This is a genomic window from Bradyrhizobium ivorense (genome assembly GCF_900696085.1).
Lineage (GTDB): Bacteria > Pseudomonadota > Alphaproteobacteria > Rhizobiales > Xanthobacteraceae > Bradyrhizobium > Bradyrhizobium ivorense.
In genome coordinates this window covers 44,353-59,371 of the sequence record NZ_CAADFC020000027.1, presented here as the reverse complement: position 1 = coordinate 59,371, position 15,019 = coordinate 44,353, and the positions used below count along the sequence as shown (strand labels likewise).

The window sequence follows — 15,019 nt, the reverse complement described above, 5'->3', positions numbered from 1 at the left end:
TCTGCCGACCGATCAGGCCGCGCGCTTCGGCTTCTTCACGAGGTGGGGTGCCGGCGCGCCGGACAGCCGCTCCTGATGGCCCTCGCCCCAGGCTTTCAAAATATCGATCACCGGACGCAGGCTCTCACCGAGCTCGGACAGCGTGTATTCGACCCGCGGCGGCACCTCGGCATAGACCTTGCGGATCACGAGACCGTCCTGCTCGAGCGCGCGCAGCTGCTTGGTCAGCATCCGCTGGGTGACGCTGGGCATCCGCCGGCGCAATTCGCCGAAGCGCTGGGTGCCGGCCTGCAGGTGATACAGGATCACGCCCTTCCATTTGCCGTCGATCAGGTCGAGCGCGGTCTCGACCGCGCAGCCCGGCCGGCGCGAAAAATTCTGCCGCTTCATGAGATTTCCTGAGGTTTTCCTGAAGTTTTTCCCGGGATTTTCCCAATAGTATACAAACGGGGACTAGTTCCCCAAATTTACAGTACTTGCCAAATGGAAGCCAGCGCGACAGGTAGAGCGGCAGGCAATCGCGTCAGCCATGGAGACCAGGCATGAAGGCCGTCGGATATCAGAAATCGCTGCCCATCGAGGCGGCTGATTCGCTCGTCGATTTCGAGATCGCAAAGCCGGAGCCGAAAGGCCGCGACATCAGGGTCGCGGTCAAGGCCATCTCGGTCAACCCGGTCGACTACAAGGTCCGCAAGCGCGCGGCACCCGCCGAGGGCGAATACAAGATCCTCGGTTTTGACGCGGCCGGCGTGGTTGACGCCGTCGGTCCCGATGTCTCCCTCTTCAAGCCGGGCGACGAGGTGTTCTATGCCGGCTCGATCCAGCGCCAGGGCACCAACTCGCAGTTTCACCTGGTCGACGAGCGCATCGTCGGCAACAAGCCGGCCTCGCTGTCCTACGCGCAGGCCGCCGCCCTGCCGCTGACCTCGATCACCGCCTGGGAGTTGCTGTTCGACCGGCTCGGCGCGGTGCCGGGCAAGAGCCTCGATCCGCGCACGCTCTTGATCATCGGCGGCGCCGGCGGCGTCGGCTCGATCCTGATCCAGCTCGCGCGCCGCCTCACCGGGCTCACCGTGGTCGCAACCGCGACGCGGCCGGAGTCGCAGAAATGGTGCCGCGATCTCGGCGCGCACGCCGTGATCGATCACGGCAAGCCGATGAAGGAGCAGATCGACAAGTTGAAGCTGCCGCCGGTCGGCCTCGTCGCCAGCCTCACCTACACCGACCAGCACTACAAGAGCATCGCCGACTTCATCGCGCCGCAGGGCAAGTTCGGTCTGATCGACGATCCGCCGGAGTTCAACGTCGCCGCCTTCAAGGGCAAGGCGGTGTCGGTGCACTGGGAATCGATGTTCACGCGCTCGTCGTTCCAGACGCCGGACATGATCGCGCAGCATCATCTGCTCAACGACGTCGCCGATCTCCTCGACAAGGGCGTGCTGCGCACCACGCTCGACCAGACCTTCGGCACCATCAATGCCGCCAACCTCAAGCGCGCGCATGCGCTGCTCGAAAGCGGCAAGTCGCGCGGCAAGATCGTTCTGGAGGGCTGGTAGGCCCTCCCCCAATCACCATCGTTGCGAGCCACCCGGTCGGCGCGAAGCGCCGCCGGATGACAGGCTCCGCGAAGCAATCCATTTTCTGCACGGGCAGGTATGGATTGCTTCGTCGCTTCGCTCCTCGCAATGACGGGTGGTGATTGGTACGCCGGGTGTCGCGAGTACAGCACGTTAGGCTGACATCGCGGCACCCTCACGCGATCGTATTGACGATGCCGCCTTCGGCGCGCAGCGCCGCGCCGTTGGTCGCCGACGCCTGCTTCGAGCAGACATAGACCACCATGTTGGCGATCTCCTCGGTTCTGGCGAAGCGCTGCAGGATCGAGCTCGGCCGGTGCTGCTTGACGAAGTTGGATGCGGCCTCCTCGACAGACTGGCCGTTCTGCTTCGCCAGATCCTTGACGAAGGTCTCGACGCCCTCCGACATCGTCGGCCCGGGCAGCACCGAGTTGACGGTCACGGCGGTGCCGCGGGTCAGCTCCGCGAGCCCGCGCGAGATCGCGAGCTGCGCGGTCTTGGTCATGCCGTACTGAATCATCTCGGTCGGGATGTTGAGGCCGGATTCTGAGGAGATGAAGACGATGCGTCCCCAGTTGCGCTTCAACATGCCCTGCATGTAGCCGCGCGACAGCCGCACGCCCGACATCACGTTGATGTCGAAGAAGCGGCTCCAGTCTTCGTCGGGAATCTCGAAGAACGGCTTTGGCTCGAAGATGCCGGCGTTGTTGACCAGGATGTCGACATCAGGCACCGCGGCGAGCAGCGCCTTGCAGCCGGCGGCGGTGGAGACGTCAGCGGCAATGCCGCGAACCGTTGCGCCCGGCACCTCCCTGGCGATCTCGGCGATCGTGGCGTCGACCTTGGCCTGGCCGCGGCCGTTGACGACGACCTCCGCCCCTGTCGCCGCAAGGCCCCTGGCGATGGCCTTGCCGATGCCCGCGGTCGAGCCGGTCACCAGCGCAGTTTTTCCGGAAAGGTCGATCTTCATGGGAGGTCTCCTGTGAATGCTGCGGGAGATATCTGTGCGAGATCGGGTCAGCGCAACCCGGCGCAGGCGCGGCATATGCGCAAACAAAAACGGCGCCCCTGGGGGCGCCGTTTTCGAAACCATCTTGAGACCCTCGGGCCCGGGACCGCTTACGCCGCCTCGGCTTCCGTTTCCTGGGTCGGACCGGAGTCCTGGCCCTTGGCGTCGACGTCGCGGTCGACGAACTCGATCACGGCCATCGCCGCGTTGTCGCCGTAGCGGAAGCCGGCCTTGATGATGCGGGTGTAGCCGCCCTGGCGGTCCTTGTAACGGGGCGCCAGCACGTCGAACAGCTTCTTGACCTGGTCGACGTCGCGCAGCTCCGAGATCGCCTGGCGGCGCAACGCCAGGCCGCCCTTCTTGCCGAGGGTGACGAGCTTCTCGACGATCGGCCGCAGCTCCTTGGCCTTCGGCAGCGTGGTGACGATCTGCTCGTGCTTGATCAGGGCCGCCGACATGTTGGCGAACATCGCACGCCGGTGCTCGGCGGTGCGGTTGAGCTTGCGATGAACCTTGCCGTGACGCATTGACTTATTCCTTCTTCAATTCTGTCGCGGTGGTTCAGCGACAAGTTTCTCAGGTGGGCTTCCTGCGTTCGCCCAAAGTAGCGAGTAGCGAATGGTGAATAGCGAATGGTCTTCCACTCGCTATTCGCTACTCCCTATTCGCTCAGTAGTGATCCTCGAAGCGCTTGGCGAGCTCGTCGATGTTCTCCGGCGGCCAGCCCGGCACTTCCATGCCGAGATGCAGACCCATCTGCGCCAGCACTTCCTTGATCTCGTTCAGCGACTTGCGGCCGAAGTTCGGGGTGCGGAGCATTTCCGCTTCCGACTTCTGCACGAGGTCGCCGATGTAGACGATGTTGTCGTTCTTCAGACAGTTTGCCGAACGCACCGACAGCTCGAGCTCGTCGACCTTCTTGAGGAAGGCCGGGTTGAACGCGAGATCGGGGATGATCTCCTGGGTGACTTCCTTGCGCGGCTCTTCGAAGTTGACGAACACGTTGAGCTGATCCTGCAGGATGCGCGCGGCATAGGCCACCGCGTCATCCGGCGTGATCGCGCCGTTGGTCTCGATCGTCATGGTCAGCTTGTCGTAGTCGAGGATCTGGCCCTCGCGGGTGTTCTCGACCTTGTAGGAGACCTTGCGGACCGGCGAGAACAGGCTGTCGACCGGGATCAGGCCGATCGGCGCGTCCTCGGGACGGTTGCGCTCGGCGGCGACGTAGCCCTTGCCGGTGGTGACCGTGAACTCCATGCGGATCTCGGCGCCGTCGTCCAGCGTGCAGAGCTGCAGGTCAGGATTGAGCACGGTGATGTCGCCGACGGTCTGGATGTCGCCGGCGGTGACGGCGCCCGGGCCCTGCTTCTTCACGACCATGCGCTTCGGGCCTTCGCCCTGCATCTTGATCGAGATGTCCTTGATGTTGAGGACGATGTCGGTGACGTCCTCACGAACGCCGGCAATCGAGGAGAACTCGTGCAGCACGCCGTCGATGTGCACCGACTGCACCGCGGCACCCTGCAGCGAAGACAAAAGGATGCGGCGCAGCGCGTTGCCGAGCGTCTGGCCGAAACCACGCTCGAGCGGCTCGGCGACGACGGTGGCGAAGCGGGTCGCGTCCGAGCCGGGCGTCACCTGCAGCTTGTTCGGTCGAATGAGCTCTTGCCAATTTTTCTGGATCGTCACTGTTTTCACCCATGTGCCGGTCGATCGGCCCAATCGAATGGCCGTACCTGGCGTTGGAGATCGCGGAACAGTCCGCGCGGTAATTCCAAAAACGAATCGCGAGCGGCCGGGCCGCCCGCGACGAGAGATCAGACGCGCCGGCGCTTGCGCGGACGGCAACCATTGTGCGGGATGGTGGTCACGTCGCGGATCGAGGTGACGGTGAAGCCCGCAGCCTGCAGCGCACGGAGCGCCGACTCACGGCCCGAACCGGGGCCGGCCACTTCGACCTCCAGCGTGCGCATGCCGTGCTCCTGCGCCTTCTTGGAGACGTCTTCAGCCGCAACCTGCGCGGCATAGGGGGTCGACTTGCGCGAGCCCTTGAAGCCCATCGTGCCGGCCGACGACCAGGCGATGGTGTTGCCCTGCGCGTCGGTGATGGTGATGGTCGTGTTGTTGAACGACGAATTCACGTGCGCGATGCCGGAGGCGATGTTCTTGCGTTCGCGGCGGCGTACGCGGGTGGCTTCCTTGCCCATTTCAAACCTTTCCTGTGATCTCAACGCCGCCGTAGTGCCAGCGGCTACACCTCAAAACGCAAATGGCGAGTAGCGAAGATTGCTTCGCTACCCCCCACCTGCAATTCGCAAAACTTACTTCTTCTTGCCGGCGATCGCCTTGGCCGGCCCCTTGCGCGTGCGCGCATTGGTGTGGGTGCGCTGGCCGCGCACCGGCAGACCGCGGCGATGACGCAGGCCGCGATAGCAGCCGAGGTCCATCAGCCGCTTGATGTTGATGCCGACCTCGCGACGGAGGTCGCCCTCGACCAGATAGTCGCGGTCGATGACTTCGCGGATCTGCAGGACCTCCTGGTCGGTCAGCTGGCTGACGCGACGATCCACCGGGATCTTGACCTTCTCCATGATGTCGGCCGCGTTCTTCTGGCCGATGCCATGGATGTACTGAAGCGCGATCAGGACGCGCTTGTTGGTAGGAATGTTGACGCCGGCAATACGGGCCACGGACTTCTCTCCTGTCGCCGATCCATCACGGATACGGGCTTCTCAAGTTCTTGCTGTTGCGGGCAGTGTGTCCACAAACGCGAACACGACGCCCTTCCCCTCATGTCCTTCGGGGCCCGGCATCGTCATAAAACTATCCGACTTGGATGCGGGGCTTATTAAAGGATTCATGTCGGTTTCGTCAACCGCTCCTAGCGCTTAGCGCGCTTTTTTGTGACCTTTTTTGCAGGCTTTTTGGCGGCCTTTGCCCCCTTCCGGGCACTGACGCCGCGGGCGGTGCTCCTGGCGGTCCTGGCCTTGGAAGCGCCCCTGCCAGCCCCCTTGGCGGCCTTCGGAGCCGGTTTGGTGGCCTTTTTGGCGCCCTTGGCAGCCTTTTTGGCGCCTTTGGCTGCCTTCTTCGCGGCCTTGGCAGTCTTTTTGGCGGGCCTCTTGGCCGCCTTGTTAGCCGCCTTGGCGGGTTCCTCGTGCCCCTTCGGTTCCAGCGCCCCGATCGCGGCCAGGATCCGGTTGATCTCGCGGGTGACGTGCTCGATGGTCATCATGCCATCGACGGTCAAAAGCTTCCGCCGCTCCGAATAATAGTGAATCAGCGGCTCGGTCATCGAGCGGTACTGCGCCAGGCGCTTGGTCAGCACTTCCGGCGTGTCGTCGAGGCGGACCTCCTCGCCCCGCGCCCGGGTCTCCTCGGCGCGCTTCTCGACCCGCTCGAGCAACGCGCTCTCGTTGACGCGCAGTTCGACCACCGCGTCGAGCTTGAGGTGCTTCCTCTTGAGCAGATCGTCGAGGGCTTCGGCCTGCGGGACAGTGCGCGGGAAGCCGTCGAGAATGAAGCCCTTCTTGGCATCGGGCTGCTCGATGCGGTCGGCGATGATCCCCACCACAACCTCGTCGGGAACCAGGCCGCCATTGGCCATGATCTCCTTGGCCTGCAGCCCAACCGGCGTGCCGGCGGCAACCGCCGCACGCAGCATCTCGCCGGTCGAAAGCTGCACGATGCCATGCTTATGGACCAGCCGCTGCGCCTGGGTCCCCTTGCCCGAGCCCGGCGGACCGAGCAGGATAAGTCTCATATGCGTTCGCCCCCACGATTGATGCGCGATAGCTCGCGCACCTGCTTTTTCAGATCAAGATTAGTGCAAACCACAATCAGCACCGAACCACCAGCGAAGTTATAGGGTAGCACCGTCCCGCTTGCCAACAGGGCCGCCGGAATCAGCAACACCGCGACGAGGTAGACGGCTCCGACGACGGTCGTCAACGACGCGATGCGGTCGAGATGGTCGGCGGTCGCATCGCCCGGCGCGACGTCCGGTATCGTGCCGCCCAGCTTCTGCAGGGCTGCGGCGGCGTGCTCGGGATCCAGCACGCGAGCCGCATAGATGAAGGCGAGCAGAAAGACCGCGATGGATATGAGGACGATGTTGAGCGGTTTTCCGTACGTCAGGTGCGCGTAAGCCGCGGCCAGCCACGGCGTCTGTCCGAACACCAAGGTCGCGAGCGCCAGCGGCAGATTGAATATCCAAGGCGCCACAGTCACCGGGATCAGGAAGCCGGCGCTGTTGAGCTTGATCGGCAGCACAGAGGCGCGTGGGGCAAACACCCGCTTTCCGACCTGGCGCGCGACGTACTGCACCGGCACGTTCCGCCGCGCCGATTCGACGAGGACGATCATCGCCACGACCGCAACCGAGAGGATGGCATTGAACAGCACGAGATTGCCGGAGACGGCACCCTGCCTCAGAAGCTCGATGGTCGTGGCAACCTCGGCGGGGAACGCAGCGACGATGCCCACGCTCAAAATGAGCGCGAGGCCATTGCCGATCCCGTGACGGGTGATCAGCTCACTGAGCCACACCAGGAAGAACACACCACCAACCAGTGTCGCGGTGGTGGAGACCAGAAACCAGGCGGAGGGTTCGGCAACGAGGCCGCGCATGCTCTGCAAGGTGGACGCGATGCCGAAGGCCTGGAATGCGGCAAACAGCAGCGTCAGGCTCAACGTATAGCGTGCGATTCTGCGACGGCCTGCCTCGCCGGATCGTTCGAGCGCGCTCAACCTGCCCCACACCACCGAGAAGAGCTGAATGATGATCGCTGCGCTGAGGTAGGGGAAGATGACAAGCGAGAAGATCGAGAGGCGAGCAGCCGCATTCGGCTGAAGCAGACCAGCCTGCGGCGACAGACCCGCGATGGGGATGAAGCAGCCGAGCCTGTAAATGAGCAGCGCGCCGATCGTGATTGCGATGCGGCGCGCCAGTTCGCTCATTTGCCGGCAGTGCCCATCAGCGGCGGCGTCCGCGCAGTTTAGACTTGCGGATCAGGCCCTCATATTGATGGGCCAGGAGATAGCCCTGGACCTGCGCCACCGTATCCATCGTCACGCTGACGACGATCAAGAGCGAGGTGCCGCCGAAGTAGAACGGCACCGAGGCGTAGGAGATCAGGATTTCGGGAATCAGACAGACGATCGCCAGATAGATCGCGCCGACCACCGTGATGCGCGACAGCACGTAATCGATATATTCGGCGGTGCGCTCGCCGGGCCGGATGCCCGGAATGAAGCCGCCGTGCTTCTTCAGATTGTCCGCGGTCTCGGTCGGGTTGAACACGATCGCGGTGTAGAAGAACGCGAAGAACACGATCAGCGCGAGGTACATGAACAGGAACAGCGGCCGGCCGTGGCTGAGCTGGGTGGTGATCCACTGGAACCACTCCGGGCCCTTGCCGGCGTTGAAGTTCGCGACCGTGGTCGGCAGCAGCAGCAGCGACGAGGCGAAGATCGGCGGGATCACGCCCGAGGTGTTGAGCTTGAGCGGCAGATGCGAGGACTGGCCCTCGAACATCTTGTTGCCGACCTGGCGCTTCGGATACTGGATCAAGAGCCGGCGCTGGGCGCGCTCCATGAACACGATGAAGGCGATCACGGCGACCGCCATCACGATGACGATCAGGATCAGGCCGGTCGACATCGCACCCTGGCGGCCGAGTTCCAGCATGTTGGCGAGCGCCGCCGGCAGCTCGGCGACGATGCCGGACAGGATGATCAGCGAAATGCCGTTGCCGATGCCGCGCGAGGTGATCTGCTCGCCGAGCCACATCAGGAACATGGTGCCGCCGGTCAGCGTGATCGTGGTCGACAGGCGGAAGAACATGCCGGGGTCGCTGACGACGTTGCCGGCGCCTTCGAGGCCGATCGCGATGCCGTAGGACTGGAACGCGGCCAGGATCACTGTCAGATAGCGCGTGTACTGGTTCAGCGTCTTGCGGCCCGCCTCGCCTTCCTTCTTCAGCGCCTCGAGCTGCGGCGACACGGTGGTGAGCAGCTGAACGATGATCGACGCCGAGATGTACGGCATGATGTTCAGCGCGAAGATCGCCATGCGGTGGATGCCACCGCCGGCGAACATGTTGAACATGCCGAGGATGCCGCCGGACTGGCTGCGGAACACCTGCTCCCAGATGTTGGGATCGATACCGGGCAGCGGGATGTAGGTGCCGAGCCGATAAACAAGCAGCGCACCCAGGGTGAACCAGATGCGCTTCTTCAGCTCGTCGGCCTTGGCCAGCGCTCCGAAATTGAGATTTGCGGCAAGTTGTTCGGCTGCTGAGACCATGTTCGGCTTTCTCCCGGAGCCCCCTCGCCGGCGCTCCCCCATCCCAGGGGCGACCGGCAGACACCGGACATTATCTGGTGTTTGGCCTCGATAAGTCCATCATTCGAGCTGCGGATTGCCTACGAGGTACGTAGGCAATGACGCAGATGTTACGCCGCCTCGCCTTCGGTCTTGGCGGGGGCCAGGATCTTGACCGAGCCGCCGGCCTTTTCGACCGCGGCAATGGCCGACTTGGAGGCGCCGTGCACCTCGATGGTCAGCTTGGCCTTGATCTCGCCACGGCCGAGCAGCCGCACGCCGTCCTTGGCGCGGCGCAGCACGCCGGCCTTGACCAGCGATTCCGCGTTCACGGTCTCCGAGACGTCGACCAGCTTGTTGTCGATCGCGTCCTGCAGCCGGTCGAGATTGATCTCGGCGAAGTCGAGCCGGAAGATGTTGTTGAAGCCGCGCTTCGGCAGGCGGCGATGCATCGGCATCTGGCCGCCTTCGAAACCCTTGATGCGGACGCCGGAACGCGCGGTCTGGCCCTTGCCGCCGCGGCCCGAGGTCTTGCCCTTGCCGGAACCGATGCCACGGCCGACCCGCATGCGCTTCTTGCGCGAGCCGGCGTTGTCGGCGATATCGCTGAGCTTCATCGCCCTTCTCCTTATCTCTTGCTTACTCGCCGACGACGCGGACGAGATGCTGGACCTTGCTGATCATGCCGCGAACTTCAGGGGTGTCCTGCAGCTCGGCAACCCGGCCGATCTTGTTGAGCTTGAGGCCGATCAGCGTCGAACGCTGCGAGTGATGGCGGCGGATTGCGCTGCCGGTCTGCTCGACCTTGATCGTCTTGCTGGCCTTGGCCATGACTTATGACTCCAAATATCGCGCGGGTTATTCCGCCACCGCTTCGGCGTCGCCGCCGACGCGGCGCGACTGCAGGGTGGAGACCTTGATGTTGCGGCGCGCCGCCACTGAGCGCGGCGAGTCCTGATGCTTCAGCGCGTCGAAGGTGGCGCGAACCATGTTGTAGGGGTTCGACGAGCCGATCGACTTCGCCACCACGTCCTGGATGCCGAGCGTCTCGAACACCGCGCGCATCGGGCCGCCGGCGATGATGCCGGTACCGGCCGGAGCGGCGCGCAGATAGACGCGGCCGGCGCCGTGACGGCCGGCGATGTCGTGATGCAGCGTGCGGCCTTCGCGCAGCGCGACGCGGGTCAGATTTCGCTTCGCCGACTCGGTCGCCTTGCGGATCGCCTCCGGCACTTCGCGCGCCTTGCCGTGGCCGAACCCGACCCGGCCCTTCTGATCGCCGATCACGACCAGCGCCGCAAAGCCGAAGCGCTTGCCGCCCTTGACGACCTTCGCCACGCGATTGATGTGGACGAGCTTGTCGACGAACTCGCTGTCGCGCTCCTCGCGCTCCCTGCTCCGTTCGCGTCCGCCGCGTTCGCGTTCACCTGCCATGGTGTTTTCCAATCTCTAGGAGGCCGATGCCTCTTTCCTCGTAATCGTTCAATTCGGTTTAGAAGCTGAGCCCGCCTTCGCGCGCCGCATCCGCCAGCGCCTTGACGCGCCCGTGATAGATGTAGGCGCCGCGATCGAACACGACTTCCTTGACGCCCTTCTGCGCCGCGCGCTCGGCGAGCAGCTTGCCGACCGCCTTGGCCGCATCGATGTCGGCGCCGGTCTTGCCGGCCTCGCGCATCGACTTCTCCAGCGACGAGGCCGAAGCCAACGTCTCGCCCTTCTGGTCGTCGATGACCTGGGCGTAGATGTGCTTGGACGAGCGGAACACCGACAGCCGCGGACGGCCGCCTGCCGAGCGGCGAAGCGCAAGGCGCACGCGCTGCTTGCGCCGGGCATTCGTAACCTTGAGTGACATGACCGGCTCCGTTACTTCTTCTTGCCTTCCTTGCGGAAGATGAATTCGTTGGCGTACTTCACGCCCTTGCCCTTGTAGGGCTCCGGCGGACGGTAGGCGCGGATCTCGGCCGCGACCTGGCCGACGCGCTGCGGGTCGTTGCCGGTGATCGTGATCTCGGTCGGCTTCGGCACCGCGATGGTGATGCCTTCCGGGATCGCGTAGATCACGTCGTGGCTGTAGCCGAGCGCGAGCTGCAGGTTCTTGCCCTGCATCGCGGCGCGGTAGCCGACGCCGGTGATCTCGAGCTTCTTCTCAAAACCCTTGGTGACGCCTTCGACCAGGTTGGCGACCTGGGCGCGCGCGGTGCCGTACAGCGCCTGCGCGCGGTTGGTCTTGACGCGCGGGGCGACCTTGACCTGACCGTTCTCGAACTTCACCTCGACGTCGTTATGCACGACGAACTGAAGCTGGCCCTTCGGCCCCTTCATCTTCACCGTCTGGCCTTCCACGGTCGCCGTCACACCCGACGGGATCGTCACCGGCCGCTTGCCGATACGTGACATCGCAAATTCCTTCCTCAGAACACCGTGAAGAGAACTTCGCCGCCCACGTTCGCCTCGCGCGCCTCGTGGTCAGCCATGATTCCCTTCGGCGTCGACAACACCGAAATGCCGAGACCGTTGTTCACGCGCGGCAGGTTCTTCACCGAGGCGTAAACCCGGCGGCCGGGCTTCGACACCCGCTCGATCTCGCGGATGACGGGCTCGCCGTCGAAATACTTCAGCTCGATCTCGAGCTCGCTGCGGCCCGAGGCATGCTCGACGCTGGCGTAGCCGCGGATGTAGCCCTCGGACTTCAGCACCTCGAGCACGTTGGCGCGCATCTTCGAGCCGGGGCTCGAGACCTTGGACTTCGAGCGCATCTGCGCGTTGCGGATGCGGGTGATGAGATCGGAGATCGGATCGTGCGTAGACATGGTCCGCCCTCCTTACCAGCTCGACTTCACGAGCCCGGGAACCAGGCCCTTGGAGCCGAGTTCACGCAGCGCGATGCGCGAGAGCTTGTTCTTGCGATAGTTCGAGCGCGGACGCCCGGTCAGCTCGCAACGGTTGCGGATGCGCGTCGGCGATGAGTTGCGCGGCATCTCGGCGAGCTTCAGCGTCGCCGCGAAGCGCTCTTCCATCGGCTTGGTCTTGTCGGCGATGATCGCCTTCAGCTTCTCGCGGCGCGGGCCGGCGTTCTTCGCCATCCGCTTGCGCCGGTTGTTCTTCTCGACTGAACTCTTCTTTGCCATGCTTGGCTCCTGGGTATCCGCGTTTGAGTGGCTTTTTGTCAGCTACTCACTGCCGGAACGGGAAATTGAAAGCGGTCAACAAGGCACGCGCCTCGTCGTCGGTCTTGGCGGTGGTGCACACCGTGATGTCCATGCCACGCGCTTCCGAGACCTTGTCGAAGTCGATCTCGGGGAAAATGATGTGCTCCTTGATGCCGAGCGAATAGTTGCCGCGGCCGTCGAAGCTCTTCGGGTTCAGGCCGCGGAAGTCGCGGACGCGGGGCAGCGCCACGTTCACCAGGCGGTCGATGAACTCGTACATATGGGCCTTGCGCAGCGTGACCTTGCAGCCGATCGGCTGGTTCTCACGCAGCTTGAAGGTCGCGATCGCGATCCGCGAATAGGTCACGATCGCCTTCTGGCCGGCGATCTGACTCAGCTCCGCAGCGGCAGTCTCGGCCTTCTTGCGGTCGTTGACGGAATCGCCGACGCCCATGTTGAGCACGACCTTGTCCAGGCGCGGAACCTGCATCACGTTGGCATAGCCGAACTTCTCGGTCATCATGCCGCGGATCTTCTTGTCATACTCCGCGCGCAGGCGCGGCACGTAAACGGTCTCAGCCATCGATCTCTGCTCCCGAGCTCTTGGCAACACGAACCTTCTTGCCATCGGCTAGAATCTTGAACCCGATGCGGGTCGGCTTGCCGTCCTTGCCGACATACGCAACGTTGGACAGGTCGATCGGCGCCTCCTTGGAGATGATGCCGCCTTCCTGGTTCTGGGTCTGCTTCTGGTGACGCTTCACCATGTTGATGCCGCGGACGAGAGCCTTGTTCTCGTCCGGACGCACCTCGAACACCTCGCCGGTGCGGCCCTTGTCGCGGCCGGTCAGCACGACGACCTTGTCGCCCTTGCGGATCTTGGCAGCCATCACAGCACCTCCGGCGCGAGCGAAATGATCTTCATGTGGTTCTTGGCGCGAAGCTCGCGCGGCACCGGCCCGAAGATACGGGTGCCGACCGGCTCCGACTGGTTGTTGATCAGCACGGCGGCGTTGCGGTCGAAGCGGATGACCGAACCGTCGGCGCGGCGGATGTCCTTGCGGACCCGGACCACGACGGCCTTCATCACGTCGCCCTTCTTCACCTTGCCACGCGGAATGGCTTCCTTGATCGACACAACGATAACGTCGCCCACGGTGGCATAGCGGCGCTTGGAGCCTCCAAGCACCTTGATGCACATGACACGGCGTGCGCCAGAATTATCGGCCACGTCGAGGTTGGTCTGCATCTGAATCATTGATGCACCTCGTCCTCTTTCTGCGCTTTAGCGCGCTCAAAATTTCCCTGAAAACCCTCGGTCAAGCCGAAGTAATCAGGCCGTTTTCTTGTGTTCGCCCCGGACCACGGTCCAGCGCTTCAGCTTCGAGATCGGCTTCGATTCCTCGATCCAGACCATGTCGCCCGGCTTGAACTGGTTGTCCTCGTCGTGCGCGTGGTAGTTCTTGGAACGGCGGATCGTCTTCTTGTAGATCGGGTGGGTGAAGCGGCGATCGACCCGCACCACGACCGTCTTGGCTTGCTTGTCGCTGACGACCACGCCCTGCAGAGTACGTTTCGGCATAGCTGGCCCCTTACTTCTTCTTCGCGCGCAGCTGCGCGGCGATGGTCTTGATACGAGCGATGTCGCGGCGGGCTTCCCGCATCCGCGAGGTGTTCTCCAGCTGCCCGGTGGCGCGCTGGAAGCGCAGGTTGAAGCGCTCCTTCTTCAGGTTGACGATCGCGTCTTCCCGCTGGTCGTCGCTCATCGCGCGAATGTCTTCAACTTTCATCTCGGCCATGGCGATTACTCCGCAATGCGCGCAACGAAGCGCGTCTTGATCGGCAGCTTGGCGGCGGCGAGCGACAGCGCTTCCTTGGCGGTCTGCACGTTGACGCCGTCGATCTCGAACATCACGCGGCCCGGCTTGACCCGCGCCACCCACAATTCCGGCGCGCCCTTGCCCGAGCCCATGCGGACTTCGGCAGGCTTCTTCGACACCGGCACGTCCGGGAACACGCGGATCCAGACGCGGCCGGCGCGCTTCATGTGACGGGTCAGCGCGCGGCGGGCGGCTTCGATCTGGCGGGCGGTGACGCGATCAGGCTCCATCGCCTTGAGGCCGAACTGGCCGAACGCCAACGTCGCGCCAGAGGTCGCAACGCCGTGGATACGGCCCTTATGCGCCTTCCGGAACTTCGTTTTCTTAGGTTGCATCATGGCTTTAGGCCCTCAAATTCCCAATCTGCCTCAAGCGGCGTCGCGGCGCGAACGCGGCGTGCTGTCGCCCTCGGCCATCTTCTTGTCCTGGGCCATCGGATCGTGCTCGAGGATCTCGCCCTTGAAGATCCAGACCTTGACGCCGCAGGTGCCGAAGGTCGTGAACGCGGTGGCGACGCCGTAGTCGACGTCGGCGCGCAGCGTGTGCAGCGGCACGCGACCTTCGCGGTACCACTCCATGCGCGCGATCTCGGCGCCGCCGAGACGGCCCGAGCAGTTGATGCGGATGCCCTCGGCACCGAGGCGCATCGCCGACTGCACGGCGCGCTTCATGGCGCGGCGGAACGCGACGCGGCGCTCGAGCTGCTGGGCGATCGATTCGGCGACCAGCGTGGCATCGAGCTCCGGCTTGCGGATTTCGACGATGTTGATCACGACGTCCGACGAGGTGATGTCGGCGACCTTCTTGCGCAGCTTGTCGATGTCGGCGCCCTTCTTGCCGATCACGACGCCCGGACGCGCCGAGTGGATCGTCACGCGGCACTTCTTGTGCGGCCGCTCGATCACGATGCGGGCGACAGCCGCCTGCTTGAGCTCCTTGTGCAGGATCTCGCGGATCTTGACGTCCTCATGCAGCAGCTTGCCGTATTCCTGCTTGCCGGCGAACCAACGGGAGTCCCAGGTCCGGTTGATGCCGAGACGCAGCCCGATTGGATTGATCTTTTGACCCATCGTCTTCTCCTG

The 15,019-nt window shown here is 64.0% G+C and carries 24 protein-coding genes; 1 reads left to right on the top strand and 23 read right to left on the bottom strand.

All coding sequences use genetic code 11. The features are described from left to right. Nucleotides 1-12: 12 nt before the first annotated feature. Complete coding sequence (locus CI41S_RS31085) at nt 13-390, bottom strand: winged helix-turn-helix transcriptional regulator (RefSeq protein ID WP_139862956.1); 378 nt, start codon at nt 388-390, stop codon at nt 13-15. Nucleotides 391-542: 152 nt separating this feature from the next. Between CI41S_RS31085 and CI41S_RS31080 the strand changes: the two genes are divergently transcribed. Continuing rightward, complete coding sequence (locus CI41S_RS31080) at nt 543-1,556, top strand: zinc-binding alcohol dehydrogenase family protein (RefSeq protein ID WP_139862955.1); 1,014 nt, start codon at nt 543-545, stop codon at nt 1,554-1,556. A 196-nt stretch (nt 1,557-1,752) separates the two neighbouring features. Here the strand turns inward: CI41S_RS31080 and CI41S_RS31075 are convergent, their stop codons facing one another. The 22 genes from CI41S_RS31075 to rpsC form a co-directional block, all read right to left on the bottom strand. After that, nucleotides 1,753-2,547 (bottom strand): SDR family NAD(P)-dependent oxidoreductase, encoded by a 795-nt coding sequence (locus tag CI41S_RS31075; RefSeq protein WP_139862954.1) that lies wholly within the window; start codon nt 2,545-2,547, stop codon nt 1,753-1,755. A 149-nt stretch (nt 2,548-2,696) separates the two neighbouring features. Then, entirely contained in the window at nt 2,697-3,113 is a 417-nt protein-coding gene (gene rplQ / locus CI41S_RS31070; RefSeq protein WP_139862953.1) for a 50S ribosomal protein L17, read from the bottom strand. A 142-nt stretch (nt 3,114-3,255) separates the two neighbouring features. Continuing rightward, nucleotides 3,256-4,284 carry a DNA-directed RNA polymerase subunit alpha gene (locus tag CI41S_RS31065; protein ID WP_172626979.1) on the bottom strand — a complete coding sequence of 343 codons (1,029 nt, stop codon included), beginning with the start codon at nt 4,282-4,284 and terminating at the stop codon, nt 3,256-3,258. A 119-nt stretch (nt 4,285-4,403) separates the two neighbouring features. Beyond that, nucleotides 4,404-4,793 (bottom strand): 30S ribosomal protein S11, encoded by a 390-nt coding sequence (gene rpsK / locus CI41S_RS31060; RefSeq protein WP_006021048.1) that lies wholly within the window; start codon nt 4,791-4,793, stop codon nt 4,404-4,406. Between the two features lie 114 nt (nt 4,794-4,907). Continuing rightward, the gene (rpsM, locus tag CI41S_RS31055; RefSeq protein WP_139862952.1) at nt 4,908-5,276 is read right to left on the bottom strand and encodes a 30S ribosomal protein S13; all 369 of its coding nucleotides are present in this window, start codon (nt 5,274-5,276) and stop codon (nt 4,908-4,910) included. 191 nt (nt 5,277-5,467) lie between these two features. After that, on the bottom strand, nt 5,468-6,346 hold the full coding sequence (locus CI41S_RS31050) for an adenylate kinase (RefSeq protein ID WP_139862951.1): 879 nt from the start codon (nt 6,344-6,346) through the stop codon (nt 5,468-5,470). Further along, the gene (locus CI41S_RS31045) at nt 6,343-7,542 is read right to left on the bottom strand and encodes a preprotein translocase subunit SecY (protein WP_139862950.1); all 1,200 of its coding nucleotides are present in this window, start codon (nt 7,540-7,542) and stop codon (nt 6,343-6,345) included. Before CI41S_RS31045 ends, CI41S_RS31050 begins: the two co-directional genes overlap by 4 nt. A 16-nt stretch (nt 7,543-7,558) precedes the next feature. Then, nucleotides 7,559-8,890: a preprotein translocase subunit SecY gene (secY, locus tag CI41S_RS31040; protein ID WP_139484361.1), complete on the bottom strand. Its 1,332-nt coding sequence runs from the start codon at nt 8,888-8,890 to the stop codon at nt 7,559-7,561. A 149-nt stretch (nt 8,891-9,039) separates the two neighbouring features. Continuing rightward, entirely contained in the window at nt 9,040-9,525 is a 486-nt protein-coding gene (gene rplO / locus CI41S_RS31035; protein ID WP_139484360.1) for a 50S ribosomal protein L15, read from the bottom strand. Nucleotides 9,526-9,547: 22 nt separating this feature from the next. Beyond that, nucleotides 9,548-9,739: a 50S ribosomal protein L30 gene (gene rpmD, locus CI41S_RS31030; RefSeq protein WP_024578582.1), complete on the bottom strand. Its 192-nt coding sequence runs from the start codon at nt 9,737-9,739 to the stop codon at nt 9,548-9,550. A 27-nt stretch (nt 9,740-9,766) separates the two neighbouring features. After that, complete coding sequence (gene rpsE / locus CI41S_RS31025; protein ID WP_139862949.1) at nt 9,767-10,342, bottom strand: 30S ribosomal protein S5; 576 nt, start codon at nt 10,340-10,342, stop codon at nt 9,767-9,769. Between the two features lie 58 nt (nt 10,343-10,400). Continuing rightward, on the bottom strand, nt 10,401-10,760 hold the full coding sequence (rplR, locus tag CI41S_RS31020; protein WP_139484359.1) for a 50S ribosomal protein L18: 360 nt from the start codon (nt 10,758-10,760) through the stop codon (nt 10,401-10,403). An 11-nt stretch (nt 10,761-10,771) separates the two neighbouring features. Then, entirely contained in the window at nt 10,772-11,305 is a 534-nt protein-coding gene (rplF, locus tag CI41S_RS31015) for a 50S ribosomal protein L6 (RefSeq protein WP_139484358.1), read from the bottom strand. A 14-nt stretch (nt 11,306-11,319) separates the two neighbouring features. Continuing rightward, nucleotides 11,320-11,718 (bottom strand): 30S ribosomal protein S8, encoded by a 399-nt coding sequence (gene rpsH / locus CI41S_RS31010; protein ID WP_139484357.1) that lies wholly within the window; start codon nt 11,716-11,718, stop codon nt 11,320-11,322. Nucleotides 11,719-11,730: 12 nt separating this feature from the next. Then, a complete protein-coding gene (gene rpsN, locus CI41S_RS31005; protein WP_016843757.1) occupies nt 11,731-12,036 on the bottom strand; it encodes a 30S ribosomal protein S14 in 306 nt (101 codons plus the stop codon). Nucleotides 12,037-12,082: 46 nt separating this feature from the next. Further along, a complete protein-coding gene (rplE, locus tag CI41S_RS31000; RefSeq protein WP_139862948.1) occupies nt 12,083-12,640 on the bottom strand; it encodes a 50S ribosomal protein L5 in 558 nt (185 codons plus the stop codon). Next, nucleotides 12,633-12,947 (bottom strand): 50S ribosomal protein L24, encoded by a 315-nt coding sequence (rplX, locus tag CI41S_RS30995; protein ID WP_139862947.1) that lies wholly within the window; start codon nt 12,945-12,947, stop codon nt 12,633-12,635. Before rplX ends, rplE begins: the two co-directional genes overlap by 8 nt. After that, complete coding sequence (gene rplN / locus CI41S_RS30990) at nt 12,947-13,315, bottom strand: 50S ribosomal protein L14 (protein WP_011473865.1); 369 nt, start codon at nt 13,313-13,315, stop codon at nt 12,947-12,949. Before rplN ends, rplX begins: the two co-directional genes overlap by 1 nt. Before the next feature lie 75 nt (nt 13,316-13,390). After that, complete coding sequence (rpsQ, locus tag CI41S_RS30985) at nt 13,391-13,639, bottom strand: 30S ribosomal protein S17 (RefSeq protein WP_092114991.1); 249 nt, start codon at nt 13,637-13,639, stop codon at nt 13,391-13,393. Between the two features lie 10 nt (nt 13,640-13,649). Next, on the bottom strand, nt 13,650-13,856 hold the full coding sequence (gene rpmC, locus CI41S_RS30980) for a 50S ribosomal protein L29 (protein WP_139484354.1): 207 nt from the start codon (nt 13,854-13,856) through the stop codon (nt 13,650-13,652). Between the two features lie 5 nt (nt 13,857-13,861). Then, on the bottom strand, nt 13,862-14,275 hold the full coding sequence (rplP, locus tag CI41S_RS30975) for a 50S ribosomal protein L16 (protein WP_139862946.1): 414 nt from the start codon (nt 14,273-14,275) through the stop codon (nt 13,862-13,864). Between the two features lie 30 nt (nt 14,276-14,305). Next, nucleotides 14,306-15,007, bottom strand: coding sequence for a 30S ribosomal protein S3 (rpsC, locus tag CI41S_RS30970; protein WP_097675076.1), 702 nt, complete (start codon nt 15,005-15,007; stop codon nt 14,306-14,308). Between the last annotated feature and the right edge of the window lie 12 nt (nt 15,008-15,019).

What these genes read in the sequence shown, in the direction of transcription:
- rpmD (WP_024578582.1), bottom strand. Translation starts at nt 9,739, where the DNA reads ATGGCCAAGGCCAGCAAGACGATCAAGGTCGAGCAGACCGGCAGCGCA.
- rpsK (WP_006021048.1), bottom strand. Translation starts at nt 4,793, where the DNA reads ATGGGCAAGGAAGCCACCCGCGTACGCCGCCGCGAACGCAAGAACATC.
- CI41S_RS31085 (WP_139862956.1), bottom strand. Translation starts at nt 390, where the DNA reads ATGAAGCGGCAGAATTTTTCGCGCCGGCCGGGCTGCGCGGTCGAGACC.
- rpsC (WP_097675076.1), bottom strand. Translation starts at nt 15,007, where the DNA reads ATGGGTCAAAAGATCAATCCAATCGGGCTGCGTCTCGGCATCAACCGG.
- secY (WP_139484361.1), bottom strand. Translation starts at nt 8,890, where the DNA reads ATGGTCTCAGCAGCCGAACAACTTGCCGCAAATCTCAATTTCGGAGCG.
- rpsN (WP_016843757.1), bottom strand. Translation starts at nt 12,036, where the DNA reads ATGGCAAAGAAGAGTTCAGTCGAGAAGAACAACCGGCGCAAGCGGATG.
- rplR (WP_139484359.1), bottom strand. Translation starts at nt 10,760, where the DNA reads ATGTCACTCAAGGTTACGAATGCCCGGCGCAAGCAGCGCGTGCGCCTT.
- rplE (WP_139862948.1), bottom strand. Translation starts at nt 12,640, where the DNA reads ATGGCTGAGACCGTTTACGTGCCGCGCCTGCGCGCGGAGTATGACAAG.
- rpsH (WP_139484357.1), bottom strand. Translation starts at nt 11,718, where the DNA reads ATGTCTACGCACGATCCGATCTCCGATCTCATCACCCGCATCCGCAAC.
- rpmC (WP_139484354.1), bottom strand. Translation starts at nt 13,856, where the DNA reads ATGGCCGAGATGAAAGTTGAAGACATTCGCGCGATGAGCGACGACCAG.
- rplN (WP_011473865.1), bottom strand. Translation starts at nt 13,315, where the DNA reads ATGATTCAGATGCAGACCAACCTCGACGTGGCCGATAATTCTGGCGCA.
- CI41S_RS31080 (WP_139862955.1), top strand. Translation starts at nt 543, where the DNA reads ATGAAGGCCGTCGGATATCAGAAATCGCTGCCCATCGAGGCGGCTGAT.
- CI41S_RS31050 (WP_139862951.1), bottom strand. Translation starts at nt 6,346, where the DNA reads ATGAGACTTATCCTGCTCGGTCCGCCGGGCTCGGGCAAGGGGACCCAG.
- rplF (WP_139484358.1), bottom strand. Translation starts at nt 11,305, where the DNA reads ATGTCACGTATCGGCAAGCGGCCGGTGACGATCCCGTCGGGTGTGACG.
- rpsQ (WP_092114991.1), bottom strand. Translation starts at nt 13,639, where the DNA reads ATGCCGAAACGTACTCTGCAGGGCGTGGTCGTCAGCGACAAGCAAGCC.
- CI41S_RS31045 (WP_139862950.1), bottom strand. Translation starts at nt 7,542, where the DNA reads ATGAGCGAACTGGCGCGCCGCATCGCAATCACGATCGGCGCGCTGCTC.
- rplQ (WP_139862953.1), bottom strand. Translation starts at nt 3,113, where the DNA reads ATGCGTCACGGCAAGGTTCATCGCAAGCTCAACCGCACCGCCGAGCAC.
- rplX (WP_139862947.1), bottom strand. Translation starts at nt 12,947, where the DNA reads ATGGCTGCCAAGATCCGCAAGGGCGACAAGGTCGTCGTGCTGACCGGC.
- rpsE (WP_139862949.1), bottom strand. Translation starts at nt 10,342, where the DNA reads ATGGCAGGTGAACGCGAACGCGGCGGACGCGAACGGAGCAGGGAGCGC.
- rplO (WP_139484360.1), bottom strand. Translation starts at nt 9,525, where the DNA reads ATGAAGCTCAGCGATATCGCCGACAACGCCGGCTCGCGCAAGAAGCGC.
- CI41S_RS31075 (WP_139862954.1), bottom strand. Translation starts at nt 2,547, where the DNA reads ATGAAGATCGACCTTTCCGGAAAAACTGCGCTGGTGACCGGCTCGACC.
- rplP (WP_139862946.1), bottom strand. Translation starts at nt 14,275, where the DNA reads ATGATGCAACCTAAGAAAACGAAGTTCCGGAAGGCGCATAAGGGCCGT.